Origin of the sequence: Arthrobacter alpinus (assembly GCF_001445575.1) — a bacterium.
Lineage (GTDB): Bacteria > Actinomycetota > Actinomycetes > Actinomycetales > Micrococcaceae > Specibacter > Specibacter alpinus_C.
In genome coordinates this window covers 2,571,559-2,588,630 of record NZ_CP013200.1, presented here as the reverse complement: position 1 = coordinate 2,588,630, position 17,072 = coordinate 2,571,559, and the positions used below count along the sequence as shown (strand labels likewise).

Here is a 17,072-nt window from a genome sequence, read left to right as displayed (position 1 = left end):
CGCGTGCTTTTTGGATGACAAATTTGGACCCCAGCCCTCGATTGGTGTTTCTGGCAAAAGTCATGCTATTGTTTTCATCGCTGCTGACGGAGACAACGATTCAACCGAGAGGATGAATTGCTCCGGACATCACCTGCGCGAGTGGCGGAATGGCAGACGCGCCAGCTTGAGGTGCTGGTCCTGGAAACGGGGTGAGGGTTCAAGTCCCTTCTCGCGCACGGTTAGACTCCCTGAGAACTTCGGTTCTCAGGGAGTCTTTTTTTATTTCACAGATAGGCCCTGTTTAGCTGGGGCTAGCGGGTTAGCGGCCAGAAGGGACGAGTGTGCGGAACGTCACCTCCTGGCTTTTCCACGCTAGCCCACCTTAAATGTCAGAGCCTCACCTTAGAGTGCCTATCAATGGACAGCCGGTTTTTCTTTGGCCCCAGCACAGCAGGTGCACACGGCCCACGGCGCCAGAGCAAAGGAGCGCTTCATCATGAAGACAGAGACGGAAGACGGCCGCCAGACCCCGGACGCTGGAGAGCCTAAGACAGCTGTGCAGCCAGAGAAAACGGCCAAAACCCTCAAACTCATCACCAAACTACTGGCCAAAGCGGAGAGCACGCCCTTCCCCGCCGAAGCTCAGGCATTTCAGGAGCATGCTGAGCGGCTCATGGTCCGCTACGGCATTGAACAGGCCAGCATTGACGCCGAGGCAGGTAAGTTGGGCAAGCCACAGGAACCCATTGTGGAGGAACAGGTTGAGTTTGGCGGACAATACCGGGTGGGTCAAGCACGCGGCTTCACCTCGATCGCCTTGGCGTTTAACACTGTCCGCGTGCTGCAGGCCAACTCCACCACGGCAAAGATCCTGTACCTGATTGGTGCCGAATCCGATGTTGCCCAAGTGCTACGGCTATTCGGCTCATTGCGGCTCCAACTTGAAGCCACCATGCGAGTCTGGTGGCTGAACTATCCCTATAAGGACTTCCTCTCCGCGCATGAGAAAACCTTGGAACGCCGGCAGTTCCAGTTGGGCTTTCTCCTCACTGTGGCCGACAGAATTGCCGCTATCTACAGCGACGAAGTTGCCTCCGGCGGCCCCGGCAATGAGCTGGTCTTGGCCAGCCGCCGGGATCGTGCGGATGAGCATGTCAACATGCTGTATCCGGTTCTTCGCGCCGCACGCCGACAGAGCATGTCGATGGGGTCAGCTACGGCTCATTCAGCCGGGAAATATGCCGGAACCATGGCGCGCGTCAGCAGTGAGGTGAATGCTGCGGCACGCCACTCATTGGACGTGTGATTCAGGTGCAGGGGAAGCGTGAGCGGCTAGGCTGATACTTCCACTCAGCACGCCGTTAGAACGCAGTAAGAAGGCTCAGTTCATCCATGAACCACACCAAATCAGCCAGGATTGCCGGGCTCATCGCGGCCGTTGCCGCAGTGGGCTTGGCGCTGACTCCATCACTGGTCCCACGACCTGCCCTCTTTCAGGGATTCTTGGCCGGTTTGAGCTTCGGTCTAGCGTACTTAGCGGCGTCTTGGCTATGGCGTACGGTGGCTGCTTTTATTGCCCGACGGCGGCAATCGTCCCCAGGTGCGCGACCACCAGCTGCAGTGTCGGCTGTTGCGTCAGCCTCAGATACTGCTGCTTCCGCAATGTCGACTCCCACCGGCACAGTGGCTGCCGCTTCAGGTCGCTCAGCACCGCCGTTGTGGGTTTGGCCAGCGGCTGGCGCCTTAGCCGGCATCTACGTTGCAGTGGTGGGCATTCTTGCCGTCCACTGGCAAAACGATGTTCGCGCCAAAGTAGAGATGGCTCCCGTGGATGGCTTGGAACTGGGCACGTTCTTCGTGGTCGCCTTACTAGTGGGTGCAATGGTTTTCGGCGTCCACCGAGGTTTACGGACGATGGCAGCGCTGGGCCGGCACTGGACTCAGCGCTTGCTTCAGAAGTCGAGTTCGAGTGAGAGCCTGCGGGCTTCTTTGCGTCCTGCCTCGCGGTTGCGCATCGTCACCGCTGGCGGACTGCTCACCGGGACACTCACAGTGGTGCTGGCCCTGACACTCCTAGTGTCTGGTGCGCTGTTGGGCACTGACCGCGTTTACTCCGCACGCAACGACACCACACCCGCAGGCATCACCGAACCTGCCTCGGAATTCCGATCTGCCGGCAGCCAATCCGCCGTTGAGTGGGAGAAGTTGGGCATGCAGGGCCGCGCCTTTGTAGGTGGCGGGCCCACGGCAGCCACCATTGAGGCTCTTACCCGGGCTCCGGCCAAGGAACCGGTGCGTGTCTATGTAGGATCCGTCCAAGCAGCCTCCATGGCGGACCGTGCAAAGGTAGCGGTGGCCGAACTCAAACGGACGGGCGCGTTTAGCCGCGGCACCCTCATGATTGCCAATCCCACAGGATCAGGCTGGCTGGAGCGCCAAGCCGTCGACTCACTGGAATACCTTCACGGTGGCGATACAGCCATAGTTTCCATGCAGTATTCCTACCAACCCAGCTGGGTATCGTTCCTCTTCCATCAGGATCTCCCCCGCGCCTCAGCCCAGGCACTGTACAAAGCAGTGAAGGCCGAATGGGATTCGATGCCGGAAGCCAAACGCCCCGAACTGCTGGTCTACGGGCTCAGCTTGGGCGCCTCGGGAATGCAATCCGCATTTGGCACAGTTGAGGAATTAACCAGCACCATTGACGGAGCGGTCTTTTCGGGGGCCCCGAACAACTCCCAGCCATGGGGTGAGCTGCAGGCCCAGCGCGATCCAGGCTCACCAGTGTGGCAGCCAGTGTTCGACGGCGGGCGGAACGTGCGCTGGCTGTCCAACAATGGCGACTTCGACAAGTTGACCCGAGCCTGGGAACCGGCCCGTGTGGCATATCTGCAACATGGAACCGACGCCGTAACCTGGTTGACTCCTGCGCTGATCTGGCAGAAGCCAGACTGGCTCGCAGGAAGCTCCGCCAACGGAGGCCGTGCCCCAGACGTCAGCGATTCCATGCGGTGGATACCCCTCATCACCTACTTGCAGGTGGCCTTTGACATGTTCATGGGCGAGGCTGTCCCCGCCAGCCATGGCCATAATTTTGGCGACGTGGCGGTCCAGGCCTGGAACGGGGTCTCCCCCAGCGGCCTGGACCAACCCGCACTGGACCGCATTCAAGCCGTCATCGCGGCCTACCCGTACGAAGAGTCAATGACGAACTAGGCTGCGCTCACTGTGCCGCTGAAATACCTTCGTGCACTGCGTGCATTCCACGCGGTGAACTCCGAACTTAGCCACACGCCGTCGATTGTCCTGTAGTCAAGGACCTCCAGGGACACGGCGGCTGGTAAGAACATGGGCGAATCAAAGCTGATGTCCCAGTTAAAGGAATGCGGCTTGGACTGCGGAACCGTGGCCAGAACACGAGAGGCTGCATACATGCCATGGGCGATGGAACGGCGCAGGCCCAACGCCTTCGCCGTCAACACGCTGAGGTGGATCGGGTTGAAATCCCCCGAGACCGCCGCATACGCGCGACCCGTATCAACGCCCAACTGCCACTGCGCCGTGGGCGTCGGCGGCACAAAGTCAATACGCTCCACGGCTGCCGTCGGTTTGTCCAGACCGGGCAGAAAAACGCCCTTGGCTAGGTAGGTAGAAACGCCACGCCACAACAACTCTGTGCCGTCAGCGTTATGAATTTCCGCCACGAGCTGCACCTGTGTACCGCTCCTGTGACCCACCAGATCACGTGCCCAAGCCCGCACGGACAGCTCATCAGTAAACAACACCGGAGCCATGTGCTCCACCTGATTGCGCAGGTGAATCATGCCCAGCAATGGCAACGGAAAATCATCCTGAACCATGACGGACATGGCCACAGGGAACGTTAAAGCGTGCAGATAGCCCGAAGGCAACAGATCACGGGCCGGTTCCCCCATTAAGTGCGCAAACTCCGTAACCTTGGTCAAATCAGCCCTTACGCCACGAACCTCAACAGCCCGGGAGGGCAGTGCTACGACAGGTTCGCTCCGCAGAACTTTGCCCTTGGCGGCCATGGCGGCAGCATTGACGTACAGCTTGGACAGCGACGGCATTTCGCTCAGCAGTGTTGGCTCGCTCATTGCCCCACCATATTCTGTCCGCACACCCTCAACACGTTTGCCGTGACACCGGCTGCCTGAGGCTGGGCGAAGAACGCAATGGCCTCGGCCACGTCGCTGGGCTTGCCGCCCTGTTGGAGGCTGTTCAGGCGCCGGGCCACTTCCCGTGTGGCGAAGGGGATCTTTGCCGTCATGTCAGTCTCAATAAAGCCAGGTGCGACGGCGTTGACGGTGCCACCGCGTTCACTGAGCAACGGCGCGGTGGAACGCACCATACCCATGACACCCGCCTTCGAGGCTGCGTAGTTGCTTTGCCCCCGGTTGCCAGCTATCCCACTGGTGGAGGCAACGCTGATGATGCGCGGGTTGTTGGCGAAATCGGTGCTAGCTAGGAATGCTTCATTCATGCGCAGCTGGGAGGCGATGTTGACGGCAATGACCGAATCCCATTTGGCGGCATCCATGTTGGCCAGGAGTTTATCGCGGGTGATGCCGGCGTTGTGCACCACAATGTCCAGCCGCCCATAGCGGGAGATGGCATGGTCAAGGATCCGCTCACCGGCGTCCAGGCTGGTGATGTCCAGCTGGAGTGCCGTGCCGTGGATTTCATTGGCGACGGCGGCTAGGTGATCGCCCGCTGCCGGCACGTCCACCACCAGAACAGTAGCTCCATCCCGGGCAAGTGTGCGGGCAATGGACGCACCAATTCCCCGGGCCGCACCTGTCACAACCGCCACGGAACCATTCAATGGCTTGTCCCAGTTCGGTTCCGTCGTTGAACCAACTGAGGACGCCGTGAGGAATTGTCCATCCACAAAGGCCGATCGGGCCGAGAGGAAGAAACGCAACGCCGAGACTGCGCTGGGTGCTTCCGCGGCAATGTCGTTAGCCAGCAGAATACCGTTGGCCGTGGCTCCGGCACGCAGTTCCTTGGCCAGTGAGCGCACAATCCCATCCACACCGTTTCTAGCTGCTGCCACTGCCGGCGCATCGCTGACCGATGCCACACGGGACACGGTGAGAACGCGGGCGTTCTTGTTCAAGTCACGCAGCGCCGCTCCCAGGGCAAGCATGGGAGCTGACAGCTGCTCCGGGTGTTCGATTTCATCTAGGACGGCCACAATGGCACCCAACTTTTCCTTGGGCGTTGCATGTCTGCGCACATCTTGGTGCCAATCGAGCAACACCTGAGCAACGGCGTCGGCCCCTGCTCCTTGCCCAAGGACCAGAATGGGCCCCTGCACCAGAGGACCATTGGGCGTGTAGCGGCGCAGCACGGCAGGCTGCGGCAGGCCCAGCCGCTTGGCCAAATCCTTGCCGAGTCCACGGCTGACAAACTCGGTGTACTTGTCAGTCTTTTCGTGCACCCCAGTTGATTTACTCTGGGTGTTCGGTTTGTTCTGCGGGCTCATGTTTCTACCTGCCTTCCAGGATGGCGACAACACCTTGGCCGCCGGCAGCGCAGACGGAGATGAGGCCGCGTGCCGGGCGGCCGTCAACGGGTCCGCGTTCGTGGAGCATCTTTGCCAGTGACGCAACGAGGCGTCCGCCAGTAGCGGCAAAGGGGTGACCGGCTGCCAATGAGGAACCGTTGACGTTGAGCTTGGCGCGGTCAATGGAACCGAAGGCGCCGTCCAAACCAAGACGGGTCTGCCCGAACTCTTCGTCTTCCCATGCCGCGAGCGTGCTGAGCACGGTGCCAGCAAAGGCTTCGTGGATTTCAAAGTAGTCAATGTCGGCCAGGGTGAGTCCGTTTCGGGCCAGCAAACGCGGGACGGCAAAGGCCGGGGCCATGAGCAGCCCGTCCTTGCCGTGGACAAAGTCAACGGCTGCAGCTTCGCCGTCAAGGACGTCCGCCAGTATGGGCAGGTCGCGGGCGGCGGCCCATTCCTCGGAGGCCAACAGCACAGTGGAAGCGCCATCGGTGAGGGGCGTGGAGTTTCCGGCCGTCATGGTGGCGGCGTCACCGAGCGACTTGCCGAAGGCTGGCTTGAGCTTGCCGAGCTTCTCCAAGCTGGAGTCGGCGCGCAGGTTGGAATCCCGGTTCAAGCCGCGGAACGGCGTAATGAGGTCATCGAAGAAGTGGCGATCGTAGGCGGCCGCAAGGTTTTTGTGGCTGGCCAGGGCAAGCTCGTCCTGAGCCTGACGGGTGATATTCCACTGGGCCGTGGTCAGCGCCTGGTGCTCACCCATGGAAAGTCCCGTGCGCGGCTCGCCGGTAGAAGGGGCATCCGGGGAAAGATCCTTGGGACGGATGCGGCTAATGATCTTTACTTTCTGGCCCATGGTCTTGGCCCGGTTAAGATCAAGCAGAATGGCTCGCAAACCTTCGCTGACGGCAATGGGTGCATCAGATGCAGAGTCCACGCCACCGGCAATGGCGGAGTCAATCTGACCCAACTTAATCTTGTTGGAAAGACCAATCACGGCTTCCATGCCCGTTGCGCAGGCTTGCTGGAGATCGTAGGCCGGGGTGGTTGCCGAGAGCGCCGAGCCGAGGACTGCTTCACGGGTGAGGTTGAAATCGCGAGAGTGCTTCAGGACTGCACCTGCGGCAACTTCACCAATTTCCTCATCGGCCAGACCGAATCGGGCCACGAGCCCGTCCAATGCTGCGGTCAACATGTCCTGATTGGAGGAGTGAGCATAGGCACCCCCGGAGCGTGCGAAGGGAATCCGGTTTCCACCAACAATGACTGCCTTGCGTGGGGCAGCAAATGAAGGGGCCGCTGCTTTGCCTGTGCTGGCAGTTGCGGCGTGTGCTTGCTGGTTACCTGATGCTGCTGCTTGTGGGGTTGTCATGAAGCTCTCTCCTTCGGGAACACCGATTGTTACTGATACCCAGCGTACCTGATACGCTGAGTATCGTGAACTCGTTACAGCATGGGTCGGCAGTGTCGGCCCCCTCCCCAATGCCCGGCGCCGACAAGGCGGCCGATCCCACCACCGACGGGCGCTCGGTGCGATGGGACACGCACCGTGAGGAACGCCGTCGGGCATTGATCAAAGCAACGCGCCGGGCCATCCATCGACTGGGACCAGACGCCTCGATGGAGGAGATCGCAGCCACAGCCGGAACGTCCAAGTCCGTGTTCTACCGGTACTTCGGCGACAAGTCCGGACTGCGCAATGCGGTGGGTTCGGTGGTCATCCGGCAGATGCAAGACACCCTGACGGCCGCTCGGCAAGGGGCCACCGATCCTCGCGAAGGCGTCACCGCGATGGTCTCGGCGTACCTGCACATGGCACAGACATCCCCGAATGTGTACTTTTTTGCCACGCTCCCGGCCGACGGCGAATCCCGCCAGTCGGGTGAATTGAGCGGCTTCTTCGACAGCATCACAGCCATGATCACCGAGCCACTGAGGCACCTGCTGGGCGATCCGGAATCGCCACTGGTGGGTTACTGGCCCCAGGCGGCGATCGGCATGGTCCGCACGGCAGGCGAATTGTGGCTCCGGAGCCCCGAAGATCCCAGCAAACCAGATTTCAACACCATGGCCGGACAGATTTCTGCCTGGCTATTCGACGGCGTGGGACAGTTTGTCTCCCCCGCCACCCCCGACCGTTCAGCAACCGCAGCAGAAGGAAAATCATGATTGACACAATGAACCCGCTGTCTCACACAGCCAGCCACGACGACGCCACCGTAGACGTCGCAGCGTTGGGTGAAGTCCTCTTGGGCCGATGGGCCGATGTCCGGCTGAAGGCCCGGGCGCTGGCGGGGCTGCCAGAACTGCACAAGATTGAAGGCCTAAGCCACACCGAACACCGCAAGCGGGTCTTTGCGCAACTGGGCATCCTCGTGAACAAGGAAGGTATTCACCGCGCCTTCCCCACCAGGCTTGGTGGCAGTGACGATCACGGCGGCAATGTTGCCGGCTTCGAGGAACTGGTCCTTGCTGATCCATCTCTGCAGATCAAGGGAGGGGTGCAGTGGGGCCTCTTCGGCTCCGCCGTGCTGCATTTGGGCAACCAGGAACACCAGGACAAGTGGCTCCCCGGCATCATGAACCTGGACATTCCCGGTTCATTTGCCATGACGGAGATTGGCCACGGCTCCGATGTTGCATCAATCGCCACCACGGCCACCTATGACGCGCAGTCAGAAGAGTTCGTCATCAATACCCCGTTCCAGGCAGCCTGGAAGGAATACATTGGCAACGCAGCAGTGGACGGGCTTGCCGCCGTGGTCTTTGCCCAGCTCATCACCAAGGGCGTGAACCACGGCGTCCACGCCTTCTACGTTGACCTCCGCGATCCGGCCACCAAGGAATTCTTGCCCGGCATTCAAGGCCGAGATGACAATATCAAGGGCGGCCTGAACGGCATCGACAACGGCCGCTTGGCCTTCGATCACGTCCGTATCCCCCGCACCAACCTGCTCAACCGCTACGGTGACGTGGCCGTTGACGGCAGCTACAGCTCGCCGATCGCCAGCCCCGGCCGGCGCTTCTTCACCATGCTGGGCACCTTGGTTCAGGGCCGCGTTTCCCTGGATGGCGCCGCAGTGGCCGCCTCCAAGGTCGCCCTGAAAATCGCCATTCAGTATGCCAGTGAGCGCCGTCAATTCAACGCCGCCTCGGATACCGAGGAAGTGGTGCTGCTGGATTACCAGCGTCATCAGCGCCGACTCCTACCCCTGCTGGCAACCACTTATGCAGCCGCCTTTGCGCATGAGGAACTGCTGGTGAAGTTCGACGACGTCTTCTCCGGCGCGCACGACACCGACGAGGACCGTCAGGACCTGGAAACTCTGGCTGCCGCGCTGAAGTCCCTGAGTACATGGCACGCCTTGGATACCCTGCAGGAATGCCGTGAGGCTTGTGGCGGTTCCGGTTTCATGGTGGAGAACCGATTCACGTCTCTGCGGGCAGACCTTGATGTGTACGCCACGTTTGAAGGCGACAACACCGTGCTCTTGCAGCTGGTGGCCAAGCGTCTACTGGGCGACTACAGCAAGGAATTCCGAAACTTGGACTTTGGTGTACTGGCGCGCTTTGTGGCCAACCAAGCCGCCGATCTGACCATCAACAAGACCGGTCTGCGCCAGGTTGCCCAGTTTGTGGCCGATACCGGATCCGCCCAGAAGTCTGCCAAGGCACTCAAGGATCAGGACACACAGCACCAAATGCTGGCCGAACGTGTCCAGACCATGGTGGCCGAGGTTGCCGCATCACTGAAGGAAGCTGCCAAGCTCCCCAAAGACAAGGGCGCCGAAGTATTCAACAACAACCAGAATGACCTCATTGAGGCTGCCCGCGCACATGCGGAATTGCTGCAGTGGGAGGCGTTCACGGCAGCTCTGGACCGGATTACCGATCCCGGCACCAAGCGCGTCATGACCCGCCTGCGGGATCTGTTTGGCTTGGGTCTCATTGAAAAGCACCTCTCCTGGTACTTGATGAACGGCCGCATTTCCATGATGCGAGCCCGCACCCTGTCCCCGTACATCAACCGGATACTCGGCAAATTGCGTCCCCACGCGCTGGATCTGGTGGATGCCTTTGGCTACGGCCCCGAACACTTGCGCGCCACCATCGCCACCGGCATTGAGCGTGAGCGCCAGGACGAGGCTCGCGACTACTACCGCAAGCTCCGCGCCAGCTCCGACGGTCCCATTGATGAAAAGGTCCTGATTCAGCAGGCAAAGGCCGCTTCCAAGAAGTAGTTTCACTGGAAGTTCGACGGCGGCACCCACCGTGGGTGCCGCCGTCGTGGGTTAAGGGGTGGGTGGGGAGGTCTGGTGTGGCTCCGATGTGGGGGCGGTGTGGCGGCGGGACGCCGCCGGTCAGCAGCCGATGCCGTTGGGGTTGACGATGCAGTCGTCGGCGTAGAGGTTGGTTTCGGCGCGCCAGACGGTGAGCGGTTGAGATGCTGAGGGGATGTTGCCTTGGCCGGGGATGGGTAGCTCGGGGCCGCCGTTGACGGTGTAGGTGCCGTTGAAGTGGGTGGTCAAGCCGATGGCTAGGCGACCGGTTTCGGTGTAGACGTGACTGGTTTGGGTTTGTTCGCCAATTCTGTCCTTGTTCAGGGGTGCCCCGTGGATTGGAGTAGGACCCCAGATAGTGCCGTCGCCGTAGTTCCAGGTGTAGGCGGCTGGAGTGGCGGTGATGGTGACTTTCTGGCCGATCATGGTGAGGTTGAAGGTTTGGGTATTGGCGTTGGCCCAGACGTTGGTTTCCTTGCCACGGAGCGTGTGCGGGCCCGGCTGGCTGCCGAATTCTGCGGGGACGATGGGGGTGCGTTGGAATTCGCGGGCGATCTGCCCGGCGATCTCAGCAAGCAGATCCCGCGGCTTCTCGCCAAAGACGCACTCTGGGCCGGAGAAGTAGAACCATTCCAACACTTGCTCCTTACTGTTAGCCCGGTACCAATAGATTGCGGTTCCGGGTTTCCCGTCAGCTCTTCCTTCACCCACAGAACAGGCAGGCATAACGACCGAGCAAGCAGGGAAAATGGTCACGTCACCGTCGGCACATGCAAGTCTGGCTTCATAGACATATTTGTCCTGTGCTCCCGTGCTTGGCGTTTTCGTATGCTCATTACCGGTTCCAGGGACGCTGACCCAGGCACCTGTATCGACGCCATTGCCTCTCCAATCCCCTTCAAAATCTGGCTGACCGGCTGCCCTTGATATGTCCGCAGCACTGATCCACCCACAGCAAAGTAGCACCGCGAGAACGGTTCGCAGGACTGTCGTGAATCTCATGACCCCGGGCTTCCCGCGAGGTGCTCAACCGTACGTGCCAGCCAATGGTCATCTTGGAAAACGCCAACCAGAATGTCGCCTTCAGCAATGCCGATTCCGAGGTCTTTGGAGAGCGACTTGTCGGCCTTGAAGTATTTGACTTGCTCCTGTCTCGCCATCACCGTCACCTGGTAGTCATCTTGAGCACTCAATACAAAGGATGCCTCCGGAGAGCCGAGCACCATTTTTCCGCCCGAAATCCATTTCCCCTCAGAATGGCCTGCAACAACCATCTTCGCGATTGACTGGCATGTCAGACAATTCGGCCCGCTGACGGCCATCATGGGTTCGGGATCGCCAGTTTCGAAGGCGTAACCGAGGGTTGAATACCAATATTTGGTAAAGGCTATGAGGCCCTCTTTGCTGAATTCCTTGGCCTTCTCTGGGAGGACGGGGACCGGGACATTCTCAGCGGGGCCTTTGTCCGTGGCCGGCTTGTAGACGGCGGCCGTGGAGGGTGCAGGAGCAGTCGTCGTAGCAGGTTCACTTGTTGCAGGCACTGAGACAGGCGGCGTCGTCCCCGCGGTTTTCGGCGACGACGAGCAGCCCGCCAGAGCGAGGGCCCCTGCCATCAAAAGCGCCAGTGTGGCCCTGTGCTTGCCGTGTTGTTCAACTGTGGTGTGGCGCATCGCCTATCCCCAAGTCTGCCGCGTGGCAGCGGTTTCCCCGTTGAAACCGTTGTGGCTGGCTTGGTTCCAAAATACAGGGCACCCGCAAAACATGCCACCACGTTATCCACACCCATCCACTAGGAACGCGCCCATGCTTCCTCCACAGGGCGTTCAAGTGGTTGCTTATGCCCAATTGGGTTGCTGCGCCTTTTGAGTGTCAAGGGGCCCAATTAGAATATATGTATGGATACAATGGCAGGGACGCCGGTTGAATCGGTTCCCTTTCCAGAGGCTTTGCGGGTTGGTGATCACGTCCACCAGCTCCTCAACCTCGTCCACGCCATGGCCGCCCAGGCTGCTGGTGCTAGTAGCGATACACCGGGAGCCGGGTCCACGTTTGGTGTGGATGTAGGCGCCATGTCTGATCGCGAGAGTCGCCAATGGTCCCAGGACTTGGAGAAGTTGCTGCGCTACGGGCATGCCCTAGCAGTACAGTCCGCCGGGGATCAGGACCAACGCGCAAGTGCTGGCAGGTACGCGGAGACCGGAGCAACAAGTTCGGTGGCATTGCTTGTCCAGTCGCTGCACCTCAGCGCCACCGAGGCCAGCCGCAGGATCCACCTGGCCAAGCAGGTATTACCTAACATCGACACCATCACCGGAGCCATCGCGCCCACCTCGCACCCCGCTCTGAGCCAGGCGTTATTCAACGGGACACTGTCTCAGGAACGCGCCCTGACTATCTCCCACTACTTGGAGGAAGCCACCCGGCTGGCCGGCAACGGACGCATCACCGAGGAAGAAAACACCGAAGTCGAAGAATTTCTGATCAACGCCGCCGCGTCCCAAGGACCAGACTCAATACGCCATCTAGGCAACCGAATCATGGCCAATCTTGACCCCGATGGAAACAAACCCAGCACGGCCGACCTGAAAGCCAAACAAGGCCTCTTCTTCCGTCAAGCCCGCCGTGGCCTCGTCTCCATCCACGGGGCCTGCACCATCGAACAGTACGAACAACTCATCGCCTTGATCGGCTTCACCACCAACCCCAACAAACACACCAACATCGACACTCTCAACAACGACTCCAACGACTCCAACGACTCCAACGACTCCAACGACGTACCTGACCAGGGCATGGACGCCAGCCCCCAAACAGACGTCGACGATGACTGCCACCGCACCGGTGATGGCAGCGCCGAAAACGTCACGGGCGGCACCAGCACCAGTGCTGGGCCAGAACCGCAATGCGTTGGGCAAAGCTCCCTGGTCGGTATGCTCCATGATGCCGCGACGCTCTTCAGCGCAGGCACCGGTGTCAGTGGCAGGGGCCCCGGTGGAAGTGACAGCAACGGCAACGCCCCGGCCCCAGATTCTGGCTCGGGCTCTTACTTTTACTCTGATTCTGATTCTGATTCTGATTCTGATCGACCCAGCAACCCACAAGTCTCATCACAGTCACCGTCGGACCCCGAGGACCTTGGAACAGCACAGCCGGGCCCGTGCTCAACAGAAACGTCGACCTCCCCGCCCGAAACAGCACCGCCACCGCTTAACCAAGAGTCCCCTGAATCTCCAGAATCAGCAGCCCAACCGCAAGCACCCACGCCCGGATCAACACATACCGTGCCTGAATTACTGGGCAACGGATGGCGACGCCGGCTAGAACCTTGGGAAGTACCGCCCCGCCCTCCAGAAGCACCCGAAAACGCGGTCCCACCCTGCTATCCCGGCGATCCTTGGTTCTGGTTCACCACCAAACCCACTACCACCGGCTGGAACCCCATTCCCACCACGGATGACTTCGCCACTTGGGAGCCCTACCCCGAAACTGAACTGGAGCGGGAATCCGACGCACCCGCGCCCGGGCGGGAGCCTGACGCGCCAGCGCCGGAACCTGCCCCTGCCCCTGCCACCGATCCAGGCCCAGAACCAGACCCGGGGCCAGAACCAAACGCCGAGGATGGCTTCGGTCCCGGCTGGGACAGCCGCGGACTCGACGAACCCGAGATGAACGACACCGGAGAAGACGAGGCAGAACCTTGGCCACACCTCGTCAACGGCATCACCGTCCCGGCGCCAGGGAGCGGCGAGCTCCCCAGAATCCCCGCACACGCTGACGGAAGCAACAGAACAGACGAACCAGACCTCTTCGACCCGATCGATCCCACCAGTACCGACCCAGCTGTGAAAGATACCCGCACCCACGGGCAAAAGCTCCTCGATGGTCTGATCTCCTGCGTAAAACTTGCAGCCCGCACCGGTCAACTCCCCCAAAACGGCGGGCTGAAAACACAACTCATCATCAGCTGCAGCGAAGAAGACCTCCATCGGACCAACGGCACTGGCACTGCCTACACGACCCACAGCGGCCCGGTCCCCCTGCACCTCTTCGACCAATCACTCTGTGATCCCGAAACCACTCGCTTCGTCTATGGCCAAGGACAAACCATCATTAATGCTGGCCGCACCCAACGCCTCTTCACACCCGCTCAACGCAAACTCCTGTACGCCCGTGACCTTGGCTGTTCTTTCCCCGACTGCAAAGCCCCCGCCACGTGGTGCGAAGCCCACCACATAATCCCCTGGCAAGAAGGCGGAGAAACCAACCTGAACAATGCCGCGCTCGTCTGCGAACCCCACCACACGCTGCTCCACCACAGCGACTGGCAACTCGCCCTCGTAAGCGGCACCCCCTGGTACACCCCGCCCTGGGCCATCGATCCCACCCAAACCAAACGCCGCAACCGCTTCCACCGCGGACTCACCAAAAACCAGTGACCACGGCGTACCTCGAACAACCCAAAGAGAGAGGCCCCGATCATAGGATCGGGGCCTCTCTCTAACTGCTGGACAATGAGAGTTAGAACTACGCTTGTGGAAGCACACTCTTGTATACATCGAGCGTCTGCTCAACAATCGATTCCCACGAGAAGTGGTCCTTGGCGCGTTGGCGCCCCTTCTCCCCCATGGCTCGTGCACGGGCAGGATCGTTGACAACCTCGATCATGGCCGCAGCAAAGTCGGCAACAAATTTCTCCGGGTCCAACGGGGTTCCGGTGCCGTCGCCAACCTGCTCGAGCGGAACCAGCAGGCCAGTCTCACCATGGGCCACAACTTCGGGGATGCCGCCGGTAGCACTGGCAACCACAGCAGCGCCGCACGCCATGGCTTCCAGATTCACAATGCCCAAGGGCTCGTAGATGGACGGGCAAGCGAACACTGTTGCATGGCTGAGGACCTGAATCAGCTCGGCCCGGGGCAGCATGCGCTCGATGACAATGACACCGTCGCGCTGGGCCTTCAAGCCTTCAATGAGCTCATTGACTTCAGCACCGAGCGCAGGAGTGTCAGCGGCACCGGCGCACAACACCAGCTGCACCTCGGGAGGCAACGCCGCGGCCGCCTTCAAAAGGTAAGGCACACCCTTCTGGCGCGTTACGCGACCCACCCAAACCACGCTGGGACGGTCCGGATCAATGCCAAGGGAACGGACGACGTCGTCCTTCTCATCCCGCTGCCATGCCTCGACGTCAATGCCGTTGTGAATGACCTTAACCTTGGCTGGATCCACGTCGGGGTAGCTGCGCAGAATGTCTTGGCGCATGCCGTCCGAGACGGCAATGATCGCGGCGGCAGCTTCATAGGCGGTCTTTTCGACCCATGAAGAAACAGCGTAGCCGCCGCCCAATTGCTCTGCTTTCCACGGGCGCAGGGGCTCCAGGCTGTGAGCGCTGAGCACATGCGGGATGCCGTGGAGCAAAGAGGCGATATGGCCAGCCATGTTCGCGTACCAGGTGTGTGAATGCACCACATCTGATCCCGCGATGGCCGAAACCACCTGCAAATCCACGCCCAATGTCTGCACGGCGGCATTGGCTTCTGAAAGCTCCGGGAGATTTTCATATGACGTCACATTTGCGCCATGAAAATCATTCTCCCGTTCCTTCCCAAATGCATGCACATGCAAATCTGCTTTAGCTGCCAAGACACGGCTGAGCTCGGCCACATGCACGCCGGCTCCTCCATAAATCTCGGGCGGAAACTCTTTTGTCACAATGTCGATACGCACACTCTCAAGGTAGTCTGTCGGGACACATTTGTTCTAGTGTGAAGTTGTTGTGACTCATACAAAGTCATCGCAAGGTGCACCATTCAAGCTGTCGGAGGTTGGTCATGTCAGTAAAGAAAGTTCTGGCGATCGTGTTAGCAGGCGGTGAGGGTAAAAGATTGATGCCCTTGACAGCAGACCGCGCAAAACCGGCTGTTCCTTTCGCCGGATTCCGTTTGGTCGATTTCGCTTTGTCTAACTTGGCGAATTCGGGTTATTTCAAAATTGTTGTGTTGACGCAATACAAATCCCACAGCCTAGACCGTCACATTTCAGAAACTTGGCGCATGTCCACGCAACTGGGCAACTACGTTGCCTCGGTGCCGGCACAGCAGCGCCGCGGCAAAAGCTGGTTCCTGGGCAGCGCCAACGCCATCTACCAGTCTCTAAACCTGATCGGCGATGCCGAGCCTGACATTGTGGTTGTGGTCGGTGCCGATCACGTTTACCGCATGGATTTTGAGCAGATGGTGCAAAGCCATATTGCCTCCGGTGCCCGCGCCACTGTTGCCGCGGTTCGCCAACCGTTGGAGCTCGCTGACCAATTTGGTGTCATTGAGATCGATGAGGCAGCGATCGACGGTGCGGTCGGCGCGCACAAGATTTCAGCTTTCGTTGAGAAACCGGAATCGACTCCGGGTCTGCCCGATGCACCTGATCAGTTCCTGGCTTCCATGGGAAATTATGTCTTTGATGCTGACGCCTTGGTCGAAGCTCTGGAGCAAGATGCCGTCAAGGAAGACACCAAGAATGACATGGGCGGGGACATCATCCCCTACTTCGTCAACCGTAACGAAGCGTTTGTCTACGATTTCTCCACGAATGACATCCCGGATGCCAACGACCGAGATCGCAATTACTGGCGTGATGTGGGGACCATCGATTCCTACTACGACGCTCATATGGATCTGATCTCGCCTGTTCCGATCTTCAACCTGTACAACCGGGCCTGGCCGATTTTCACACGGAACACCACCTCGCCGCCGGCAAAGTTTGTCCGTGGAGAGCACAACTCGGTAGGGACCGCGCTTGATTCCATCGTCGCCCCCGGCGTCGTGGTCTCGGGCGGCGTCGTAGAGAGCTCCGTGCTCTCCAATGACGTTTACGTTGCCGCAGGTGCCCGCGTTCAGAATTCTGTCCTCATGGACAAAGTCTCTGTTGGGGCAGGAGCCGTGGTACGCCGCGCCATCATCGATAAGAACGTCAAGATCCCGGCCGGCGCCACGATTGGTGTAGATCCGGAGCTGGACAGGGCACGCGGTTTCACCATCACTGAGTCAGGACTGACGGTGTTGAGCAAGGGCCAGATCGTTTCGCCTCCGGATGCCCGGGAGAAGGAACTTGCCCTAGCCGCAGCTGCGGAGATCCCCGAGGCGCTCGAATTGGCCATTGGTTTGGGCAAGGTAGCCAAGGAGACGGTCGACAAGGTAGTGGAGAACCAGATCTCGGCTATCAGCTCGGTCCCCAGCGGGTCAGCCACCAACGGCTCGGTCCCCAATGAGTCGAGCCCCGACGAG

The 17,072-nt window shown here is 60.1% G+C and carries 11 protein-coding genes, 1 tRNA gene and 1 pseudogene; 7 read left to right on the top strand and 6 right to left on the bottom strand.

Annotated features, from left to right (window positions below):
* Nucleotides 1-135 precede the first annotated feature (135 nt).
* The 3 genes from AS189_RS11370 (at nucleotide 136) to AS189_RS11360 (ending at nucleotide 3,198) form a co-directional block, all read left to right on the top strand.
* Nucleotides 136-218 (top strand) — tRNA-Leu (locus AS189_RS11370).
* A gap of 260 nt (nucleotides 219-478) precedes the next feature.
* Entirely contained in the window at nucleotides 479-1,288 is an 810-nt protein-coding gene (locus AS189_RS11365; RefSeq protein ID WP_062288835.1) for a DUF2786 domain-containing protein, read from the top strand.
* A gap of 86 nt (nucleotides 1,289-1,374) precedes the next feature.
* The gene (locus AS189_RS11360; protein WP_062288832.1) at nucleotides 1,375-3,198 is read left to right on the top strand and encodes an alpha/beta-hydrolase family protein; all 1,824 of its coding nucleotides are present in this window, start codon (nucleotides 1,375-1,377) and stop codon (nucleotides 3,196-3,198) included.
* On the opposite strand, the gene AS189_RS11355 is transcribed toward AS189_RS11360, so the two are convergent.
* The 3 genes from AS189_RS11355 to AS189_RS11345 are packed head-to-tail and all read right to left on the bottom strand — an operon-like array spanning nucleotide 3,195 to nucleotide 6,881.
* Nucleotides 3,195-4,100 carry a MaoC/PaaZ C-terminal domain-containing protein gene (locus AS189_RS11355; protein ID WP_062288829.1) on the bottom strand — a complete coding sequence of 302 codons (906 nt, stop codon included), beginning with the start codon at nucleotides 4,098-4,100 and terminating at the stop codon, nucleotides 3,195-3,197. The genes AS189_RS11360 and AS189_RS11355 overlap by 4 nt on opposite strands.
* On the bottom strand, nucleotides 4,097-5,491 hold the full coding sequence (locus AS189_RS11350; protein WP_062288826.1) for a 3-oxoacyl-ACP reductase: 1,395 nt from the start codon (nucleotides 5,489-5,491) through the stop codon (nucleotides 4,097-4,099). Before AS189_RS11350 ends, AS189_RS11355 begins: the two co-directional genes overlap by 4 nt.
* 4 nt (nucleotides 5,492-5,495) lie before the next feature.
* Nucleotides 5,496-6,881, bottom strand: a complete 1,386-nt coding sequence (locus AS189_RS11345) for an acetyl-CoA C-acetyltransferase (RefSeq protein ID WP_062288823.1) — start codon at nucleotides 6,879-6,881, stop codon at nucleotides 5,496-5,498.
* A gap of 65 nt (nucleotides 6,882-6,946) precedes the next feature.
* On the opposite strand from AS189_RS11345, the gene AS189_RS11340 reads away from it, so the two are divergent.
* Nucleotides 6,947-7,678, top strand: coding sequence for a TetR/AcrR family transcriptional regulator (locus AS189_RS11340; RefSeq protein ID WP_237759824.1), 732 nt, complete (start codon nucleotides 6,947-6,949; stop codon nucleotides 7,676-7,678).
* On the top strand, nucleotides 7,675-9,750 hold the full coding sequence (locus AS189_RS11335) for an acyl-CoA dehydrogenase (protein WP_062288818.1): 2,076 nt from the start codon (nucleotides 7,675-7,677) through the stop codon (nucleotides 9,748-9,750). Before AS189_RS11340 ends, AS189_RS11335 begins: the two co-directional genes overlap by 4 nt.
* A 120-nt stretch (nucleotides 9,751-9,870) precedes the next feature.
* Here the strand turns inward: AS189_RS11335 and AS189_RS11330 are convergent, their stop codons facing one another.
* A complete protein-coding gene (locus AS189_RS11330; RefSeq protein ID WP_082634247.1) occupies nucleotides 9,871-10,428 on the bottom strand; it encodes a hypothetical protein in 558 nt (185 codons plus the stop codon).
* Between the two features lie 359 nt (nucleotides 10,429-10,787).
* Nucleotides 10,788-11,459 (bottom strand): DUF6318 family protein, encoded by a 672-nt coding sequence (locus AS189_RS11325; RefSeq protein WP_062288815.1) that lies wholly within the window; start codon nucleotides 11,457-11,459, stop codon nucleotides 10,788-10,790.
* A 225-nt stretch (nucleotides 11,460-11,684) separates the two neighbouring features.
* Between AS189_RS11325 and AS189_RS11320 the strand changes: the two genes are divergently transcribed.
* Entirely contained in the window at nucleotides 11,685-14,225 is a 2,541-nt protein-coding gene (locus AS189_RS11320; RefSeq protein ID WP_082634246.1) for an HNH endonuclease signature motif containing protein, read from the top strand.
* 88 nt (nucleotides 14,226-14,313) lie between these two features.
* Here the strand turns inward: AS189_RS11320 and glgA are convergent, their stop codons facing one another.
* Nucleotides 14,314-15,516, bottom strand: coding sequence for a glycogen synthase (gene glgA / locus AS189_RS11315; RefSeq protein ID WP_062288809.1), 1,203 nt, complete (start codon nucleotides 15,514-15,516; stop codon nucleotides 14,314-14,316).
* 98 nt (nucleotides 15,517-15,614) lie between these two features.
* On the opposite strand from glgA, the pseudogene glgC reads away from it, so the two are divergent.
* A pseudogene (glgC, locus tag AS189_RS11310) lies at nucleotides 15,615-16,911 on the top strand (glucose-1-phosphate adenylyltransferase); the annotation flags it as partial.
* Between the last annotated feature and the right edge of the window lie 161 nt (nucleotides 16,912-17,072).